Genomic DNA, 14,581 nt, shown 5'->3' on the forward strand with positions numbered 1-14,581 from the left:
GCTGGTGGGCGGCTGGGGGCCGTTCCTCGGGCCGGGCCATCTGGACGCGCGGCGGGCGGCGCAGGCGGGGCTCGCGCTGGCATCTGCCGCTGCGCTGCTGCGGAGCGTGCCGCCGGAGTCGACGCAGCAGGCGGTGGGCTATCCCTCGCTGTTCCTGCTGGTGATGCTGGGGGCGCTGGTGCCCGTGGTGCCGACCGGGGCGGTGGTCAGCTCGGCGGCGGTGGTCGCCTTCCACCACGCCTCGCCGTTCTCCTGGCTGATGGTCTTCGCGGTGGCGTCGTGCGCCGCGTTCCTCGGCGATGTGCTGCTGTACTGCCTCGGGTCGCGCGGCAGTCGCTCGCGCAACGGCTCGCGCCGGCTGTCGCGGCTGCGCGCCCGTGCCGCGCCCGAGCGGCTGGAGCTGGCGCAGCGCAAGTTGCACGAGCACGGGGTCCTGGTGCTGGTGCTGTCCCGGCTGGTGCCGGCCGGGCGGATCCCGGTCATGCTGGCGTGTCTGCTCGCGGCGATGCCGCTGCGGCGGTTCGTCCGGGGCGCCGCACCGGCGTGTCTGGCCTGGGCGGCGACGTACCAGCTCATCGGGCTGCTGAGCGGTTCGCTGTTCAGCGAGCCGTGGCAGGGCGTGGCGATGGCGGTCGCGCTGACGATGGCCATCGCCGCGGTGCCGGCCGTCTGGCGGCGCGTCAGACCGGCCGGGGACGGGCGCGGCGACGAGGACGGGGGCGGGGGGCGGGGGCGGCTAGAGCCGGGCCGCACGGCCCGTTCAGCGCTCGGCCAGCACCCGTGAGGCACCGACCGGCAGATCCCACAGCTCCTCGCGGGGCCGGCCGGTGGCGGCCCAGGCGGCGCGCACCCGGTGCAGCGGTTCCAGGGGCGGCTCGCCGGAGAGCAGGAAGGTCGACCAGTGCATCGGGACCAGCGACCGGGCGCCCAGGTCCTGGCAGGCGCGCACCGCCTCCTCCGGGTCGGTGTGCACCGGGCGGAGCATCCAGCGCGGGTCGTAGGCGCCGATGGGCAGCAGCGCCAGGTCGATGCCGGGGTAGCGGCGGCCGATCTCCTCGAACCAGTGGCCGTAGCCGGTGTCCCCCGCGAAGTGGATCCGCCGCCCGTCGGGGGCGGTGAGCAGCCAGCCGCCCCACAGGGAGCGGCAGGTGTCGGTCAGGGTCCGCTTGCTCCAGTGGTGGGCGGGGACGAAGTCCAGGCGTACGGGGCCGCCGGGGGCGGGCAGTTCGACCGCCTCCCACCAGTCCAGGTCGGTGACCTGGGTGAAGCCGCGCCGGCGGGCCCAGCGCGCCAGTCCGGCGGGGAGCAGCAGCGGGGTGTGGCGCGGCAGCCGCTTGAGGGTCGGCGCGTCGAGGTGGTCGTAGTGGTTGTGGCTGATCAGGACGGCGTCGACCGGTGGCAGGTCCTCCCAGCGGACGCCTACGGGGGTGACCCGGGCGGGGGTGCCGAGGATCTTGCGGGACCAGACCGGGTCGGTCAGTACCGTCAGACCGGCGATCCGGATGACCCAACTGGCGTGCCCGGCCCAGGTCAGGGCGATGGTGGTGGCCGTGGCGGCCGGCATCGGACCCGGTTCGAAGGGCAGTTGCTGGATCTCCGGGAGCGTCTCGGGAGGCGGGCGCAGCTTGCCCTCCCGGGCGATCCTGGCCAGCGCCCGCACTCCGGGCAGGGGTGCGGTCAGCCGGTCGGTGAAGTCCCTCGGCCAGCTGCGGGGTTCCCCCAGCGGGCGGGGCTCGGTCAGCGGGGGCGGGGTGGCGGGCGGCAGGACCGGCGCGGCGACGGCGGCCGGGCCCGCGTCGGCGGTGGCGGTGGCGGTTCCCGCGTCGGCGGCCGGGCTCCCGCCGCGGTCGGCTCCCCCGCCCGCCGCGCCGTCGCCCCGGTCCCTGCCGCTGCCCGCGCCGGCTTCGCCGCCTCCGTCGCCGGCACCGCCGGACTGGGCGTGCGGGAGTCGCTCGGTGCCGGAGGACTGCTCGGCGAGGGAGCGCTCGGTCTGCTCGGTCATCGAGGGGCCCTTTCGGTGGACGGAACCATGACGGGTGCGGGGCGGGGCGCGGGCGGCGCGGGCGAGGCGGGCGGATCAGCCCGCCGCGGACGCCGTGAGGGCGGCCAGGGCGCGCGACAGCGCGGTCAGCGCCTCGGTGATGTGCGGGAGGTCCAGCGGATCCGGCGCGTCCAGGACGCGTTGCCGCAGCTCCCGTTCGGCGCCCAGCAGGGCCTCGGCGCCCAGCCGGACCCGCAGGGCGCCCGGGTCGTCGCCGAAGCGGTGCCCGCCCAGCGCCCCCCAGGGCGCCAACTTCCGCTCCAGGGCGGTGGATTCGACGATGCCGCGGGCGGCGAGGGGGCGGCGCAGCGGTTCGAGGTCGGCGTAGAGGTGGCTGCCGGAGCGCGGCGGCCGGCAGACCGCACCGGCCTCGGTGACGAGGTGGTGCAGGGCCGCGGCGAGCACGCCGTAGACCCGGGCGGCCGCGGCCGTTCTGGCGCGCACCGCGTCGGGCTCGCCGAGTGCGTGGATGACGACGCAGCCGACCGGGCCCGGCAGCGGCGTACGGAGCGCGGTGAGCGCGTCCAGCGTGGCGGCCCGCAGGACGGCGCCGCGGTCGGTGGCCGGGAAGCGGGCCAGCGCGGCGGGCCAGGAGGCGGGCACGAGCGTGGCGCCCAGGTCGGTCAGCACCACGACCTCGTCGGGCAGTATCTCGGCGGGGCTGAGCAGCACGGTGTCGTGCGGATCGTGCAGCAGATCGCGGCGGCTCTCGTCGCTGAGGACCCACATCCCCTCCCCGGCCGCCGCCTCGCAGACCTCGTGCAGCTGTTCGGGGGCCGGGCAGGTGCCGGTCGGGTCGTCGGCGACGGACAGGACCAGGACGCGCGGTGCGTCCCCGTGCATCCGGGCCCGGCGGACGGTCTCCAGCAGCGCGAACGGGTCGGGCACCCCGCCCGACTCCGCCGGTACGGGCGCCAGGTGCACCTGCCGCCCGAGCAGCCGGGCGGGTGGTGCGTACGCCTCGGAGCAGGGTCGCGGCAGCACCACCCCGCCGTCGGCCGCGGCGTACAGCGCGAGGAGCAGGGCGGGCAGCCCGGGTGCGGCGAGCACCTGGCCGGGGTCGGTGGCCAGGCCGCGGCGCGCCCAGTAGCCGCAGGCCGCGGTGCGCAGGGGGGCGGCGCCGCCCGGCGGTTCGGGTTCGGTGCGGTCGGCGGCCGCGGAGAGGTGTGCGGCGAGGTCCGGGAGGACCGGCAGGCCCACCGGCGGATCCGGCCGCGGATCCGGGGCGGTCCGCTGCATCCGTACCTCCACTCCACGACGGCGGGTCGATCGTGGGCCCCTCACATGAGGGGCGGCCCCGACCACCTTTGCAGATCCTTGGGGTGGCTCCCGGGGGCGACACGTCAGCGGCGGCCTAATGCCCCGAGCGCGCCCTCTCGTAGCGGTGTACGGCCACCATCTCGCCCGCGCCCCAGTCCTGCTGCTCGGTGGCGCGGCGGACCCAGCCCGCGCGCTCGTAGAGGGCGATGGCCGCGGTGTCGGTGGTCTTGACCTCCAATACGGGGCGCAGTCCGCGGGCGGCCGCCTCCTCCTCGGCGGCCCGCAGCAGCCGGCCGCCGAGGCCCGCGCCCCGGGCGGCGGGGGCGACGCAGAGCCGGCCGACCTCGCGTCCGCACAGCGCCACATGGCCGACGACCCGGCCGGCCGTCTCGGCGACCCAGGCCGCGGTCAGCCCGTCGGGGGTCAGCCAGCGTGCCGGGTCCCGCGGCCAGTGGTGCGGATAGCCGCTGTGGCTGTGCACCCGGGCCAGCAGGTCCACGCAGGCGTCGAGGTCGGTGTCCCGCCGTATTCGGATCATCGGGGCATCGAAGCACGGTTTCGCGCCCCGCGGGGTACAAGGAGGCCCATGCGATCGCTACTGAGCCGTCTCGACCGTCGGACCTTCGCTCTCATCGCGGCACGCGAGTGGCCGGGGGCCCAGCGGGTGCTGCCCCGGCTGACCCGCAGCGCCGACCACGGACTGCTGTGGTTCGGCCTGGCGGCCGGTGCGGCCGCGCTGGGCGGGCGGCCGGCCCGCCGTGCCGCGCTGCGCGGAGTGGCCTCGCTGGCCGTGGCGTCGGCAACGGTGAACACGCTCGGCAAGCGCTCCGTACGGCGCCGGCGCCCGCTGCTGGACGCGGTGCCGGTGATGCGGCAGCTGACCCGTCAGCCCCTCACCTCCTCCTTCCCGTCCGGGCACGCGGCCTCGGCGGTGGCCTTCGCGTCCGGGGTGGCGTTCGAGAACAAGTGGTGGGGTCTGGCGCTGGCGCCGCTCGCCGCGTCGGTGGCGTTCTCCCGCGTCTACACGGGCGTGCACTATCCGGGTGATGTGCTGGCCGGGGCGGCGCTGGGCGCGGGCGCGGCGTTCGCGGTGCGGGGCATCGCGCCGACCCGCGCCCAGCTGGCGCCGCCCGCCCGGCCGCGGGCGACGGCGCCCGCGCTGCCCGGCGGCCGCGGCCTGGTCGTGGTGGTGAACCAGGGGTCGGGGCAGCGCACCGGCCCCCGCCCGGACCGGGTCGGGGAGGTGCACGGGGTGCTGCCGCACGCCGAGGTGACGGTGTGCGGGGGGCCGGACGGGCAGCCGCTGGACGAGGCGCTCACCAAAGCCGCGGAGCGGGCCCGGGAGCTGGGCGGCGCGCTGGGGGTGCTCGGCGGGGACGGCAGCGTCAACGCCGCGGCGGCGGTCGCGAGGCGCTACGAGCTGCCGCTGGCGGTGCTGCCCGGCGGGACCCTGAACCACTTCGCCTACGACCTGGGGATCGAGACGCATGCGGAGGCGGCGCGCGCCGTGGAGAGCGGGGAGGCGGTCGCGGTGGACCTGGCGCGGTTCGGGGCCGGTCCGCACGGGGAGGGGCGGTACTTCCTCAACACCTTCTCGGTCGGCGTGTATCCGGAGCTGGTGCGCATCCGGGAGCGGTGGGCCGGCCGGATCGGCGCCTGGCCGGCCGGGGTCCTCGCGGCGTGGGAGGTGCTGCGCACTGCCGAGCCGCTGACTCTGCGGATCAACGGCGAGCGGCGCGCCGTATGGATGGTGTTCGCGGGCAACTGCCAGTACCGGGGGCTGGGGTTGTCGCCGGTGCGCCGGCACGACCTGGCGGACGGGGTGCTCGACGTACGGGTGGTGCACGGCGGCCGCCTGGCCCGCACCCGGCTGCTGCTCGCCGCCCTGACCGGCTCCCCGCGCAGCACGCCGGTGCTCGGCGAGGCACGGCTGTCGCGGCTGCGGCTCTCCGGGCTGCCGCAGGGCGGAACCGTCGCGTTCGACGGCGAAGTGACCTCCAGTGCGGACGAGTTGATGCTCCAGAAGGAGCGCGAGGCGCTGACGGTCTATCGGCTGCTGCCCGACCGGCCGATCGCCGCCCACCCCTCGCTGCCCGAATAGTAAGACGCCACTCTCATGATGCGAGATTCCCGCGTACGGTGGACGCATCCGCCGGAACATGCGAAGGAGAGTCGGCCATGCCGCAGGAATCCGCCGTCTACACCCACGGCCACCACGAGTCCGTACTGCGCTCCCACACCTGGCGCACCGCCGCCAACTCGGCCGGATACCTGCTGGGTTCACTGAGGCCGCATATGCGGATCCTGGACGTCGGCTGCGGCCCGGGCACCATCACCGCCGATCTGGCGGAGCTGGTGCCGCAGGGGCGGGTCACCGGACTGGAGCGGGCGCCCGATGTGCTGGCGCAGGCGCGCGAGACCGCCGCCGGGCGGGGCCTGACGAACGTCCGCTTCGAGGTCGGCGATGTCCACGCACTGGACTACCCCGACGACACCTTCTGCGTGGTGCACGCCCATCAGGTCCTGCAGCACGTGGGCGATCCCGTCCGGGCGCTGCGCGAGATGCGCCGGGTGACCAAGCCCGGCGGGATCGTCGCCGTCCGCGATGCGGACTACTCCGCCATGACGTGGTACCCGGAGGTCGCGGGGATGGCCGACTGGCAGCGGCTGTATCTGCGGGTGGCCCGCGCCAACGGGGGCGAGCCAGACGCCGGACGCCGGCTGCACGCCTGGGCCCGGCAGGCGGGTTTCGCGCCGGACGCCGTCACCGCCACCGCCGGCACCTGGTGCTACCGGACCCCGGACGAGCGGTCCTGGTGGAGCGGGCTGTGGGCGGACCGTACGGTCGACTCCGCGTACGCCCGGATCGCGGTGGACAACGGGCATGCCACCGAAGAGGAACTGCGGCGGATCGCGGCGGCCTGGCGGACCTGGGGCGCCGAGGAGGACGGCTGGTTCGCCGTGCTGCACGGCGAGATCCTGTGCCGCGCCTGAACGGGCGGGCACCGCACGGCTCTTGCGCTCCGCGGCGAGCAGGCGGACGGATGAGGGCCAAGTGATCGCGTACCGGCGGGCCGCCCAACTAGGGTTGCCCGTATGGACATTCTGGGGACCTCATTGCGGGTGTGCGTCGGTGATCTCAATGCCGCGATCGGCGTCTACGAACGGCTGACCGGCGCCGAGGCGATCCGCTTCCAACGCGGCGGGGTGGCGGTCGCGGCCGTCGGGTGCTTCTTCCTGATGAGCGGGCCCGAGGCGGAGTTGTCAGTGCTGCGGAAGATCACCGCGACCCTCGCCGTCAAGGACGTGGACGAGGCGCTGGCCGATCTGACGGCGGTCGGCGCGGACATCATCGCCGGCCCGCTGCCGACCCCCATCGGCCGCAACCTCGTCGCCCGCCACCCGGACGGATCGATCTTCGAGTACGTCGACCGCAAGGGCGGCGAGGGCGCGGAGACCTGAGCGGCCTCCGCACCGCGCCGGGGCGTGTCCGGCCAAGCCGTCAGGACACCTCAAGGACGATCTTGCCGCGGGACCGGCCGGCCATGCTCCGGCGGAACGCCTCGGCGGCCTCGGACAGCGGGAAGACCGCGTCGACCGGAACGGTCAGCTTCCCGGAGTCCGCGAGCGCGCCGAGCGCGGCCAGATCGTCGGCGTTCGGGCGCACCCACACCATGTGGCCGCCCTTCGCCCTGACCTCGCCGTCGGCGATGGACACCACCCGGCCGCGGTCCTTGAGCAGCTCCTGCGAGACGTCCACGGCGCCGCCGCCGACGAAGTCCAGGGCCACGTCGACGCCTTCGGGCGCCAGCCCCCGCACCCGTTCGGCGAGGCCGTCGCCGTAGGTGACCGGCTCGGCGCCCAGGGACCGCAGGAAGTCGTGGTTGGACTCGCTCGCCGTGCCGATGACGCGGGTGCCCTGGGCGACCAGGATCTGCACGGCGAGCGACCCGACGCCGCCGGCGGCCGCGTGCACCAGGGCGGTCTCGCCGGCCTTCGTGCCGACCCGCTTGATCGACTGATAGGCCGTCAGTCCGGCGAGCGGCAGCCCGGCGGCCTGCTGCCAGTCGAGCGCGGCGGGCTTGCGCGTCAGGGTGCGCACCGGCGCGGAGACCAGCTCGGCGAACGTGCCGTGCTGGACCTCGTCCTTGCGGACATAGCCCATGACCTCGTCCCCGATCGCGTACTCGGTGGCGTCGGCGCCGACCGCCTCGACGACCCCCGCCACGTCCCAGCCGGGGATGAGCGGGAAGTGGCTGTTCATGATCGGGTCCAGATAACCGGCGACGATCTTCCAGTCGACGGGGTTGACCCCGGCCGCCCTGACCCGGATCAGTACCGAGTCCGGAGCCACCTTCGGGTCGGGCAGGTCGGAGTAGGCGAGGACTTCGGGGCCGCCGTAGCTGCCGGCGCTGATTGCTTTCATGGTCCGCCCCAACGCCGGACGGCCGGGGAACATTCCGGCGGGCGCCGACGATCACCGGATCGGCCTACGAAGCGGCGTCGAGCCCCGTCAGCCGGACCGCGCCCCCAGCGAGCGCAGCAGGAACGGCAGCAGCTCGCGGATCGCCGCCTCGCCGGAGGAGGGGCCGTCCGTGCCGGAGCGGTGCGCCGCGTCGGGCGTCAGGAACAGGCGGCTGACCATCGAGCCCACGACCAGGTCGGCGAGCACATGGGCGTCCGCCAGCGGCAGGATGTCCCCTCGGGCGACCGCGCGGTCCACCACGGTGGCGGCCCGGTCGCGGACCGGCTGGATGATCGCGGTGTCCAGCACCCGGGCCAGCGCCTCGTTGTGCGCGGACTCGCCGATCAGGACGTGCAGCAGCCGGCCGCCGGGGCCCTCCAGCGTCTCGGCCTTGTCCCGCAGCAGCGCGGCCAGGTCGCCTTCGAGGCTGCCGGTGTCCGGCTGCGGGCCGAGGTCGCTCGCCCAGCGGACGGCGGTGCCCACGACCAGGTCCTCCTTGGAGCGCCAGCGGCGGTAGAGGGTCGCGGTGGAGACACCGGCCCGCTTGGCGACGGCCGCCGTGGTCAGCCCGCCGTAGCCGCTCTCCTGGAGGACCTGGACGGTGGCCTCCAGCAGGGCCCGGTCGCGTCCGGCGTCCCGCGGGCGCCCCCGGCCGCGCGTCGGCCCGGCTGCGGTCTGGTTGCTCTCGGTACGTTCGCCCACACCGGGAGTCTACCGACCTCCAATTGCGAAACGAAATGTTTTCGTTTCGTGTAGCCTCGGCGGTATGACATCCCACGCCTCCGCCCCCGACCTGGACGCCGCCGCCGTCGTCGACCGGCTGCGCACCACCTTCGCCACCCGCCGCACCGCCGCGCCGGACTGGCGGCGCGGCCAGCTGACGGCGCTGCGCACGCTGCTCACCGACCACCGCGACGACCTCCTCGCCGCGCTCGCCGCCGACCTCGGCAAGGGCCCCCAGGAGGCCCACCGCACCGAGATCGGCTTCACCGTCAACGAGATCGACCACACCCTCGACCGGCTCGACGACTGGCTGGCGCCCCGCCCGGCGGAGCTGCCCGAGCGGCTGCTCCCGGCGAGCGCGCGAGTGGTCCGCGAGCCGCTCGGCGTCGTCCTGGTGATCGCCCCCTGGAACTACCCGCTCCAGCTGGCGCTCGCCCCGCTCGTCGGCGCGCTGGCCGCGGGCAACTGCGCCGTCGTCAAGCCCAGCGAACTCGCCCCCGCGACCTCCGCCGCGCTCGCCCGGCTGCTGCCGCGCTATCTGGACGCCGAAGCGGTGACCGTCGTCGAGGGCGCGGTCCCGGAGACCACCGCCCTGCTGGCCCAGCGCTTCGACCACATCTTCTACACCGGCAACGGAGCGGTCGGCCGGATCGTGATGGCCGCCGCCGCCCGGCATCTGACGCCCGTCACACTGGAGTTGGGCGGCAAGAGCCCGGTCGTCCTGGACCCGGGCACGGACCTGGCCGCGGCCGCCCGGCGGCTGGCGGCCGGCAAGTTCCTCAACGCCGGCCAGACCTGCGTCGCCCCCGACTACGTCCTGGCCATCGGCGACACCGCCCGCGCCGTCGAGCCGCACCTGGCCGAGGCCGTACGCGAGCTCTACGGGACCGACCCGGCCGCCGCGCCCGAGTACGGACGGATCGTCAACGAGCGGCACTTCGACCGGCTGACCGCGCTGCTCGGCAGCGGCCGCACGGTCACCGGCGGCACCCACGACCGCGCCGCCCGCTATCTGGCGCCCACCGTCCTCGCCGATGTCTCCCCCGACGCCCCCGTCATGCAGGAGGAGATCTTCGGCCCGGTCCTGCCGATCGTGCCGGTGCCCGACCTGGACGCGGCGATCGCCTTCATCAACGAGCGCGACAAGCCGCTGGCGCTGTACGCGTTCACCGACTCCGACGACACCAAGCACCGGCTGCTGGCCGAGACCTCCTCGGGCGCCCTCGCCTTCGGCCTGCCGGTCGCCCATCTCACCGCGCCCGACCTGCCGTTCGGCGGGGTCGGCGAGAGCGGCATGGGGCGCTACCACGGCGAGTACTCGCTCGACACCTTCAGCCACACCAAGGCGGTGCTGGACAAGCCGCTGGGGTGATCAGCCCCCGGCGGGATCCGGCTCGTCCGCACCGGGCGAACCCGGTGCCGCCACCGGCCGCATCCGGTATTCGTAGCGCTCCGGGAGCGGATGGGCGGACCGGGCCGTGGCGCGTACCGCCTCGGTGACCGGCCCGCCGGCCGCGACCAGTTGCTCGGCGACGGCGTACCAGGTGTCGCTCAGCGTCTCGTCGCCCTCCCGCAGATCGGCGATCTCGAAGCCGGCGTCGAAGATCTCGCGGGCCGCGGCCGGCCGCCCCTGGGCGAGCGCCACCTGTGCGGTCAGCAACCGGAAGCGGCCGTCGGCCAGTTCGGCCGGGGGCAGCGCGGACAGCAGCCGGGCGGCCTCCTCGGTACGGCCGGCCGCGAGCAGCGCCGGCACCTCCTCCCGGGCGAGCGCGGTGCGCACCGCACACCAGGCGCGCGCCTGGGGACCGTTCGCCGCGGCAGCCTGTTCCGCCGCGGCGCGGGCCTGGGCGAACCGGTCGGCCGCGCGGGCCGGTTCGCCCGCCGCCCGCTCCGCGACGGCCAGGCAGTACAGCGGCAGCGCGCCACCGCCGTACCCGGCCGCCCGCTCCCAGCTGCGGACGGCCTGGGCGCGGTCGCCGGCCTGCCACTGGGCGAGGCCCAGGTGGTAGTCGGTGGCCGGGCCCGGCGGTGCGGACTCCAGCAGATCGCGCCAGGCCGGTGCGGTCAGCGCCGGTCCGGGCACCGGCCCCCCGGCCGGCAGGTCGCCGGTGCGCAGCAGCGTCAGCCACGGCTCCTGGTCCGGGCCCAGGGTGGCCGCGGCGAACGGCGTACCGGGCAGGTCGAGGCCGGCCCGGGCGGCCTCCAGCGCGCCCCAGCCCGACCCGTCGGCCAGCGACTCCTTGGGGTCCAGGTCCGCGTACGGCAGCCAGGCGGCGTAGGCGGCGTCGACGTCGGCGCGCGGCAGGGCCTCCTCCAGCCGGGCGGCGACCTCGCCGCGGGCCGCCGCCCAGTCGGCGCCGTGCACCGCCGCGGGGTCGGCGGCCAGCGGTCCGTACGCCTCCAGCCAGGTGAACTCCCCTCCCCCGTCGAGCGGGAGGTGTTCCAGCTGGGTACGGGCCAGTCCGGCCTGGATCTCCGCGTAGCCGCCGGTACCGGGCTCGGTGAGCCACCGCTGCCAGCGCCGCCCGGCCCGCCCGGCCCCCCACAGGAAGAGCTTGCGGCCGCGCAGCGCGTCCGTGGAGGTCTGCACCAGGCCGCGGCCGTCCTCGTCGAGCGCGGTGACCCAGCGGCGGGCGCCGTCGGGCACCTCGTAGAAGTAGTCCGCCGGGAACTCGCTGCGCAGCGGGTAGGTCCGGTCCGCGCCGCCGGAGTGCGGGACCGGCACCCGGCGCAGCACCCGCTCGTAGCCGAAGTGCCAGGCCGCGTCGGCGGGCGCCAGCACCCGGCCGCCCGCCGCCTCGGGGACCGCGGTGTTGGACCACCAGTAGACCGGGACCGTGTGGTGGTGCGGGTTGCGGATCCGCACGCCCACGTACAGGAAGTCGGAGCCCTCCGGCAGCCACAGGTCCACCTGGAAGGGCAGATCGCGCAGCCGCTCCCACTCCCACAGGCGCAGCATCTCCCCGCCGTCCGGCGCCGGGACGCGGGCGGCGTGCAGCGGGGCGCAGGAGAGGGTGGTGTGGCCGGTGGCGCCGATGTTCCATTCGATGCCGCCGGAGAACCAGGCTCCGTTGAGCGCGAAGGCGGCGGGCTGCCACACCGGGTTGCGGTAGAGCAGTTCGCGGTCGGTGGGCTTGTGGTGCAGGGAGTACACCCGCCCGCCGAGGCCGGGCAGGACGGTGGCGCGCAGCCGGTCGTTCTCGACGACCAGCGCGTCGAGGTCGGTGCTGCGGCGGTTGCGGCCGTATCCGTCACGCATACGGGTCGGCAGGATCGAGCGCAGCGGCTGATAGCCGATCTGACGGGCCATGTCGGCGGGCAGGCCGGCGTCTTGGGGGATCTCGACGCGGTGCGGGTCCTGGCCGCCGTCGAGCGCCGGGAGGGGGTTGTCCGGGCCGAGAGGGGAGGCGGGAAGGGTCAGGGTGGTGCGTCGCACAGTCGTGGCCACGGCTGCCTCGCAATGCTGGACCGGGCCGCCTCGGCTGCGGCGGCCTCCGATTGCCCATGGAACCTCGCGATCGCCGGTCTGAACAGGTCTTCTTGCGGCCGGCCGAGGTCAGGGTTGCGCAAAGATCCCTTCAAGGAGGCCGGTGAGCAGGGCGGCGCCGGCCCCCTCGGGGTCGCGGTCCGGGTCGTAGATGGTGACGTTGATGCCGGCGCAGCGCGGCGACGCGGCCAACGGGCCGAGCAGCTCGGCGAGTTCGCCGGTCAGCAGACCGCCCGGATCGGGGCTGTCGACGGCGGGCATGACGGACGGGTCGAGGACATCGGCGTCGAGGTGGATCCAGAAGCCGTCGAGCGGCGGCTTCTGGAGGTGGACGAGGGCCTCCCGCGCCACGGCCGCCGCGCCGCGCCGCCGGATCTCGCCGACCGGGGTGTGGCTGATGCCCAGCCCCGTCAGCTCCTCCTGGTCCTCGTCCGCGTCGCGGATGCCCAGCAGGCTCACGTCCTCGTCGCGCACATACGGCCGCAGCCCGTCGATGTCCGTGAGGTCCGCCTGGCCCCGTCCGGTGATCTGCGCGACGCCCTCGCCGGCCGCGGCCCCCAGCGGTCCCGACAGCGCCACGTTCCCCGGATGCCGGAAGTCGCCGTGCCCGTCCAGATAGGCCACGCCGTAGCGCCCCAGCCGCCGCAGCGCGAGCACCGCGCCGAGCAGGATGCTGCAGTCCCCGCCGAGCACCACCGGGAAGTCCCCACCGCGAACATGCCCCTCGACCCGCTCCGCCAACTTGACGGTGTACGCGGCGATGGCGGCGGCGTTGAAGTCCCCGTCCACACCCTCCCGCCAGTCCCCCAGGTCGTACCGCGGCGGCACCACCACCCCGCCCTCCAGCGCGCCGAGCCGGCGCAGCAGCCCCTGTTCGCGCAGCGCGCCGGCGAGCTTGTGGCAGCCGGGGACGGTTCCGGGCGCGGGCGGGCGCAGTCCCAGGTTGGAGGGGGCATCGATCACTACCGTGCGGCGCATGGCGAAATCGTCACACAGAAGCCCGGGAAAATGGAGCGACCTCGGAAGATCAGCCGAAATACCCTGTCGGTCCGAACCGGTCACCAACAGCCGCGCAGGCGGACGGAAGAGGACACCAATGAGCACCGCCCAGCACACCTACCGAGTGATCGTCCGCGGCAGATGGGACGGTCTGACGCAGGAGGCACGGGCGAAGCTGCTCTCGGAGGCGGCCGACCACGGTCTTGCGCAGCTCCGGTTCACCCCCGAGGGATCGCTGGCCTACGACGCCACGCTGACCTCCTTCACCTACCGCTACGTCATCGTCTCCGACGCGGCGGACGGCGAGGAGATGGCGGCCGCGCTCGCCGAGGACCGGGCCGGGACCGCGCTGCGGGCGGCCGGCCTGGGCTTTCGCGAACTGCGGTCCACGGCCACCGACATGGACACCATGAAGATCAACCGCAAGGGCCGGGACCGGCCTCGTCCGGACCCGGCTCGTTGAACCGCAGCCGGTTGCCGAAGGGGTCGGTCAGGGTCAGGCAGGTGCCGATCTCGTCGTGCTCCAGTCCGGGGCGCAGATACAGATAGTCCTTGGCCGCCAGCTCGGCGTGCAGCGCGCGGACCCCGCTCAGCTCGGTGTAGACCGTCGAGCCGGGCGTGGCGTCGCCGTGGTGCTCGGACAGGTGCAGCACCAGGTCGCCGCGCGAGACCTGGGTGTACAGCGGCATGCCGGGCTCGAAGCGGTGCTCCCAGTCGACGGTGCAGCCGAGGTAGTCGACGTAGAACTCATGGGCCTTGGTCACGTCGAAGATCCGGAAGACCGGGACGGTGCGGCGGAAGACGATGTCCATGCCGGACAGCGAATCACACCTGCTCGTCGGGCACCTGCTCGGCATCGGGCAGCATCTCGCTGGTGATCGCCCAGCGCTCGTGGTCGCGCCAGGCGCCGTCGATGAACAGGAAGTCCGGGGAGAAGCCCTCCAGGCGGAAGCCGGCCCGTTTGACCAGGGCGATCGACCGTTCGTTGGCGGGCTGGACGTTGACCTCCAGACGGTGCAGGTCCAGCCGCTCGAAGGCGTGGTGGAGCACCAGCCGCAGTCCCTCGCCCATCAGTCCGCGGCCCGCCGCGTGGGCGAAGGCGCCGTAGCCGAGCGCGCCGCAGCGGAACGCGCCGTGCACGATGTTGTTGATCGTGACATAGCCCGCGATCCGCCCGCCGGCGAGCTCGCAGATCAACAGGCCCTCGCGGGACGGCTCCTGGAGCCTTTGCAGATAGGCGTCGTAAGCGTCGTCGGCGACCGGCGGGAAGAGCCACGGGTGGTGTATCCGGGCGCTCTGGCGTGCGGCGGCGGTGAACTCTTCCCGGTCGGCGGCGGTGAAGTGCCGGATGCCCACCCGCGGGCCTCGGGCCAGGTAGGGGTCGCTGATCGTCATCGGCAGATCGTACGCGCCCGGCCGCCGGGAGGTCCCCCCGGTCGGCGCGCCCGACCTCGGGGAAGGACGCGCCCCGCAGCACGCCGCGCCAGGCCGCCGGGTCGTGCGGCATGCCGGGCAGCAGCTCCAGCTGCCAGGCGTCCTGGAAGTCGGTGCGCGGGAAGGCCAGTGACCCTCACCGGACGAACGACGGGAACCGGACACAGCCGCG

At 74.9% G+C, this 14,581-nt stretch carries 15 protein-coding genes; 6 read left to right on the top strand and 9 right to left on the bottom strand.

All coding sequences use genetic code 11. The features are described 5' to 3' along the window. Positions 1-97 precede the first annotated feature (97 nt). Complete coding sequence (locus ACZ4NB_RS21865; RefSeq protein ID WP_467664031.1) at positions 98-784, top strand: DedA family protein; 687 nt, start codon at positions 98-100, stop codon at positions 782-784. Here ACZ4NB_RS21865 and ACZ4NB_RS21870 read toward each other — a convergent pair. From ACZ4NB_RS21870 to ACZ4NB_RS21880, 3 genes are all read right to left on the bottom strand, one after another. Beyond that, positions 761-2,002: an MBL fold metallo-hydrolase gene (locus ACZ4NB_RS21870; protein WP_467663852.1), complete on the bottom strand. Its 1,242-nt coding sequence runs from the start codon at positions 2,000-2,002 to the stop codon at positions 761-763. The two genes, ACZ4NB_RS21865 and ACZ4NB_RS21870, sit on opposite strands and share 24 nt — an antisense overlap. Before the next feature lie 75 nt (positions 2,003-2,077). After that, the gene (locus tag ACZ4NB_RS21875; RefSeq protein ID WP_467663854.1) at positions 2,078-3,280 is read right to left on the bottom strand and encodes an aminotransferase class I/II-fold pyridoxal phosphate-dependent enzyme; all 1,203 of its coding nucleotides are present in this window, start codon (positions 3,278-3,280) and stop codon (positions 2,078-2,080) included. Between the two features lie 115 nt (positions 3,281-3,395). Further along, positions 3,396-3,839, bottom strand: coding sequence for a GNAT family N-acetyltransferase (locus ACZ4NB_RS21880; RefSeq protein ID WP_467663856.1), 444 nt, complete (start codon positions 3,837-3,839; stop codon positions 3,396-3,398). A 48-nt stretch (positions 3,840-3,887) separates the two neighbouring features. Between ACZ4NB_RS21880 and ACZ4NB_RS21885 the strand changes: the two genes are divergently transcribed. The 3 genes from ACZ4NB_RS21885 to ACZ4NB_RS21895 all read left to right on the top strand — a co-directional run bounded on the left by ACZ4NB_RS21885 (position 3,888) and on the right by ACZ4NB_RS21895 (position 6,763). Further along, positions 3,888-5,402, top strand: coding sequence for a phosphatase PAP2 family protein (locus ACZ4NB_RS21885; protein WP_467663858.1), 1,515 nt, complete (start codon positions 3,888-3,890; stop codon positions 5,400-5,402). Positions 5,403-5,479: 77 nt separating this feature from the next. After that, positions 5,480-6,295, top strand: coding sequence for a class I SAM-dependent methyltransferase (locus tag ACZ4NB_RS21890; protein WP_467663859.1), 816 nt, complete (start codon positions 5,480-5,482; stop codon positions 6,293-6,295). A 102-nt stretch (positions 6,296-6,397) separates the two neighbouring features. After that, positions 6,398-6,763, top strand: coding sequence for a VOC family protein (locus ACZ4NB_RS21895; protein WP_467663861.1), 366 nt, complete (start codon positions 6,398-6,400; stop codon positions 6,761-6,763). 40 nt (positions 6,764-6,803) lie between these two features. Here the strand turns inward: ACZ4NB_RS21895 and ACZ4NB_RS21900 are convergent, their stop codons facing one another. Together ACZ4NB_RS21900 and ACZ4NB_RS21905 are read right to left on the bottom strand one after the other, a co-directional pair. Then, positions 6,804-7,727, bottom strand: coding sequence for an NADP-dependent oxidoreductase (locus ACZ4NB_RS21900; protein ID WP_467663863.1), 924 nt, complete (start codon positions 7,725-7,727; stop codon positions 6,804-6,806). A gap of 87 nt (positions 7,728-7,814) precedes the next feature. Beyond that, positions 7,815-8,468, bottom strand: a complete 654-nt coding sequence (locus tag ACZ4NB_RS21905; protein WP_467663865.1) for a TetR/AcrR family transcriptional regulator — start codon at positions 8,466-8,468, stop codon at positions 7,815-7,817. 64 nt (positions 8,469-8,532) lie between these two features. Here ACZ4NB_RS21905 and ACZ4NB_RS21910 point away from each other — a divergent pair, with 64 nt between their 5' ends. Beyond that, on the top strand, positions 8,533-9,861 hold the full coding sequence (locus ACZ4NB_RS21910; protein WP_467663867.1) for an aldehyde dehydrogenase family protein: 1,329 nt from the start codon (positions 8,533-8,535) through the stop codon (positions 9,859-9,861). Here ACZ4NB_RS21910 and ACZ4NB_RS21915 read toward each other — a convergent pair whose 3' ends face one another. Together ACZ4NB_RS21915 and ACZ4NB_RS21920 are read right to left on the bottom strand one after the other, a co-directional pair. Next, positions 9,862-11,937, bottom strand: a complete 2,076-nt coding sequence (locus tag ACZ4NB_RS21915; protein ID WP_467663869.1) for a DUF5107 domain-containing protein — start codon at positions 11,935-11,937, stop codon at positions 9,862-9,864. A 108-nt stretch (positions 11,938-12,045) separates the two neighbouring features. Then, positions 12,046-12,954 (bottom strand): arginase family protein, encoded by a 909-nt coding sequence (locus ACZ4NB_RS21920; RefSeq protein WP_467663870.1) that lies wholly within the window; start codon positions 12,952-12,954, stop codon positions 12,046-12,048. A gap of 118 nt (positions 12,955-13,072) precedes the next feature. Between ACZ4NB_RS21920 and ACZ4NB_RS21925 the strand changes: the two genes are divergently transcribed. Next, positions 13,073-13,438, top strand: coding sequence for a DUF6204 family protein (locus ACZ4NB_RS21925; protein WP_467663872.1), 366 nt, complete (start codon positions 13,073-13,075; stop codon positions 13,436-13,438). Here the strand turns inward: ACZ4NB_RS21925 and ACZ4NB_RS21930 are convergent. After that, positions 13,392-13,787 (bottom strand): glyoxalase superfamily protein, encoded by a 396-nt coding sequence (locus ACZ4NB_RS21930; RefSeq protein ID WP_467663874.1) that lies wholly within the window; start codon positions 13,785-13,787, stop codon positions 13,392-13,394. The two genes, ACZ4NB_RS21925 and ACZ4NB_RS21930, sit on opposite strands and share 47 nt — an antisense overlap. A 13-nt stretch (positions 13,788-13,800) precedes the next feature. Beyond that, on the bottom strand, positions 13,801-14,370 hold the full coding sequence (locus tag ACZ4NB_RS21935) for a GNAT family N-acetyltransferase (RefSeq protein WP_467663876.1): 570 nt from the start codon (positions 14,368-14,370) through the stop codon (positions 13,801-13,803). Positions 14,371-14,581: the final 211 nt, after the last annotated feature.

The organism is Streptomyces sp. NPDC026575 (assembly GCF_055567415.1).

Coding starts and splice junctions, on each gene's coding strand:
- ACZ4NB_RS21880 (WP_467663856.1), bottom strand. CDS start 3,839: ATGATCCGAATACGGCGGGACACCGACCTCGACGCCTGCGTGGACCTG.
- ACZ4NB_RS21925 (WP_467663872.1), top strand. CDS start 13,073: ATGAGCACCGCCCAGCACACCTACCGAGTGATCGTCCGCGGCAGATGG.
- ACZ4NB_RS21870 (WP_467663852.1), bottom strand. CDS start 2,002: ATGACCGAGCAGACCGAGCGCTCCCTCGCCGAGCAGTCCTCCGGCACC.
- ACZ4NB_RS21930 (WP_467663874.1), bottom strand. CDS start 13,787: ATGGACATCGTCTTCCGCCGCACCGTCCCGGTCTTCCGGATCTTCGAC.
- ACZ4NB_RS21910 (WP_467663867.1), top strand. CDS start 8,533: ATGACATCCCACGCCTCCGCCCCCGACCTGGACGCCGCCGCCGTCGTC.
- ACZ4NB_RS21890 (WP_467663859.1), top strand. CDS start 5,480: ATGCCGCAGGAATCCGCCGTCTACACCCACGGCCACCACGAGTCCGTA.
- ACZ4NB_RS21900 (WP_467663863.1), bottom strand. CDS start 7,727: ATGAAAGCAATCAGCGCCGGCAGCTACGGCGGCCCCGAAGTCCTCGCC.
- ACZ4NB_RS21885 (WP_467663858.1), top strand. CDS start 3,888: ATGCGATCGCTACTGAGCCGTCTCGACCGTCGGACCTTCGCTCTCATC.
- ACZ4NB_RS21920 (WP_467663870.1), bottom strand. CDS start 12,954: ATGCGCCGCACGGTAGTGATCGATGCCCCCTCCAACCTGGGACTGCGC.
- ACZ4NB_RS21895 (WP_467663861.1), top strand. CDS start 6,398: ATGGACATTCTGGGGACCTCATTGCGGGTGTGCGTCGGTGATCTCAAT.
- ACZ4NB_RS21875 (WP_467663854.1), bottom strand. CDS start 3,280: ATGCAGCGGACCGCCCCGGATCCGCGGCCGGATCCGCCGGTGGGCCTG.
- ACZ4NB_RS21935 (WP_467663876.1), bottom strand. CDS start 14,370: ATGACGATCAGCGACCCCTACCTGGCCCGAGGCCCGCGGGTGGGCATC.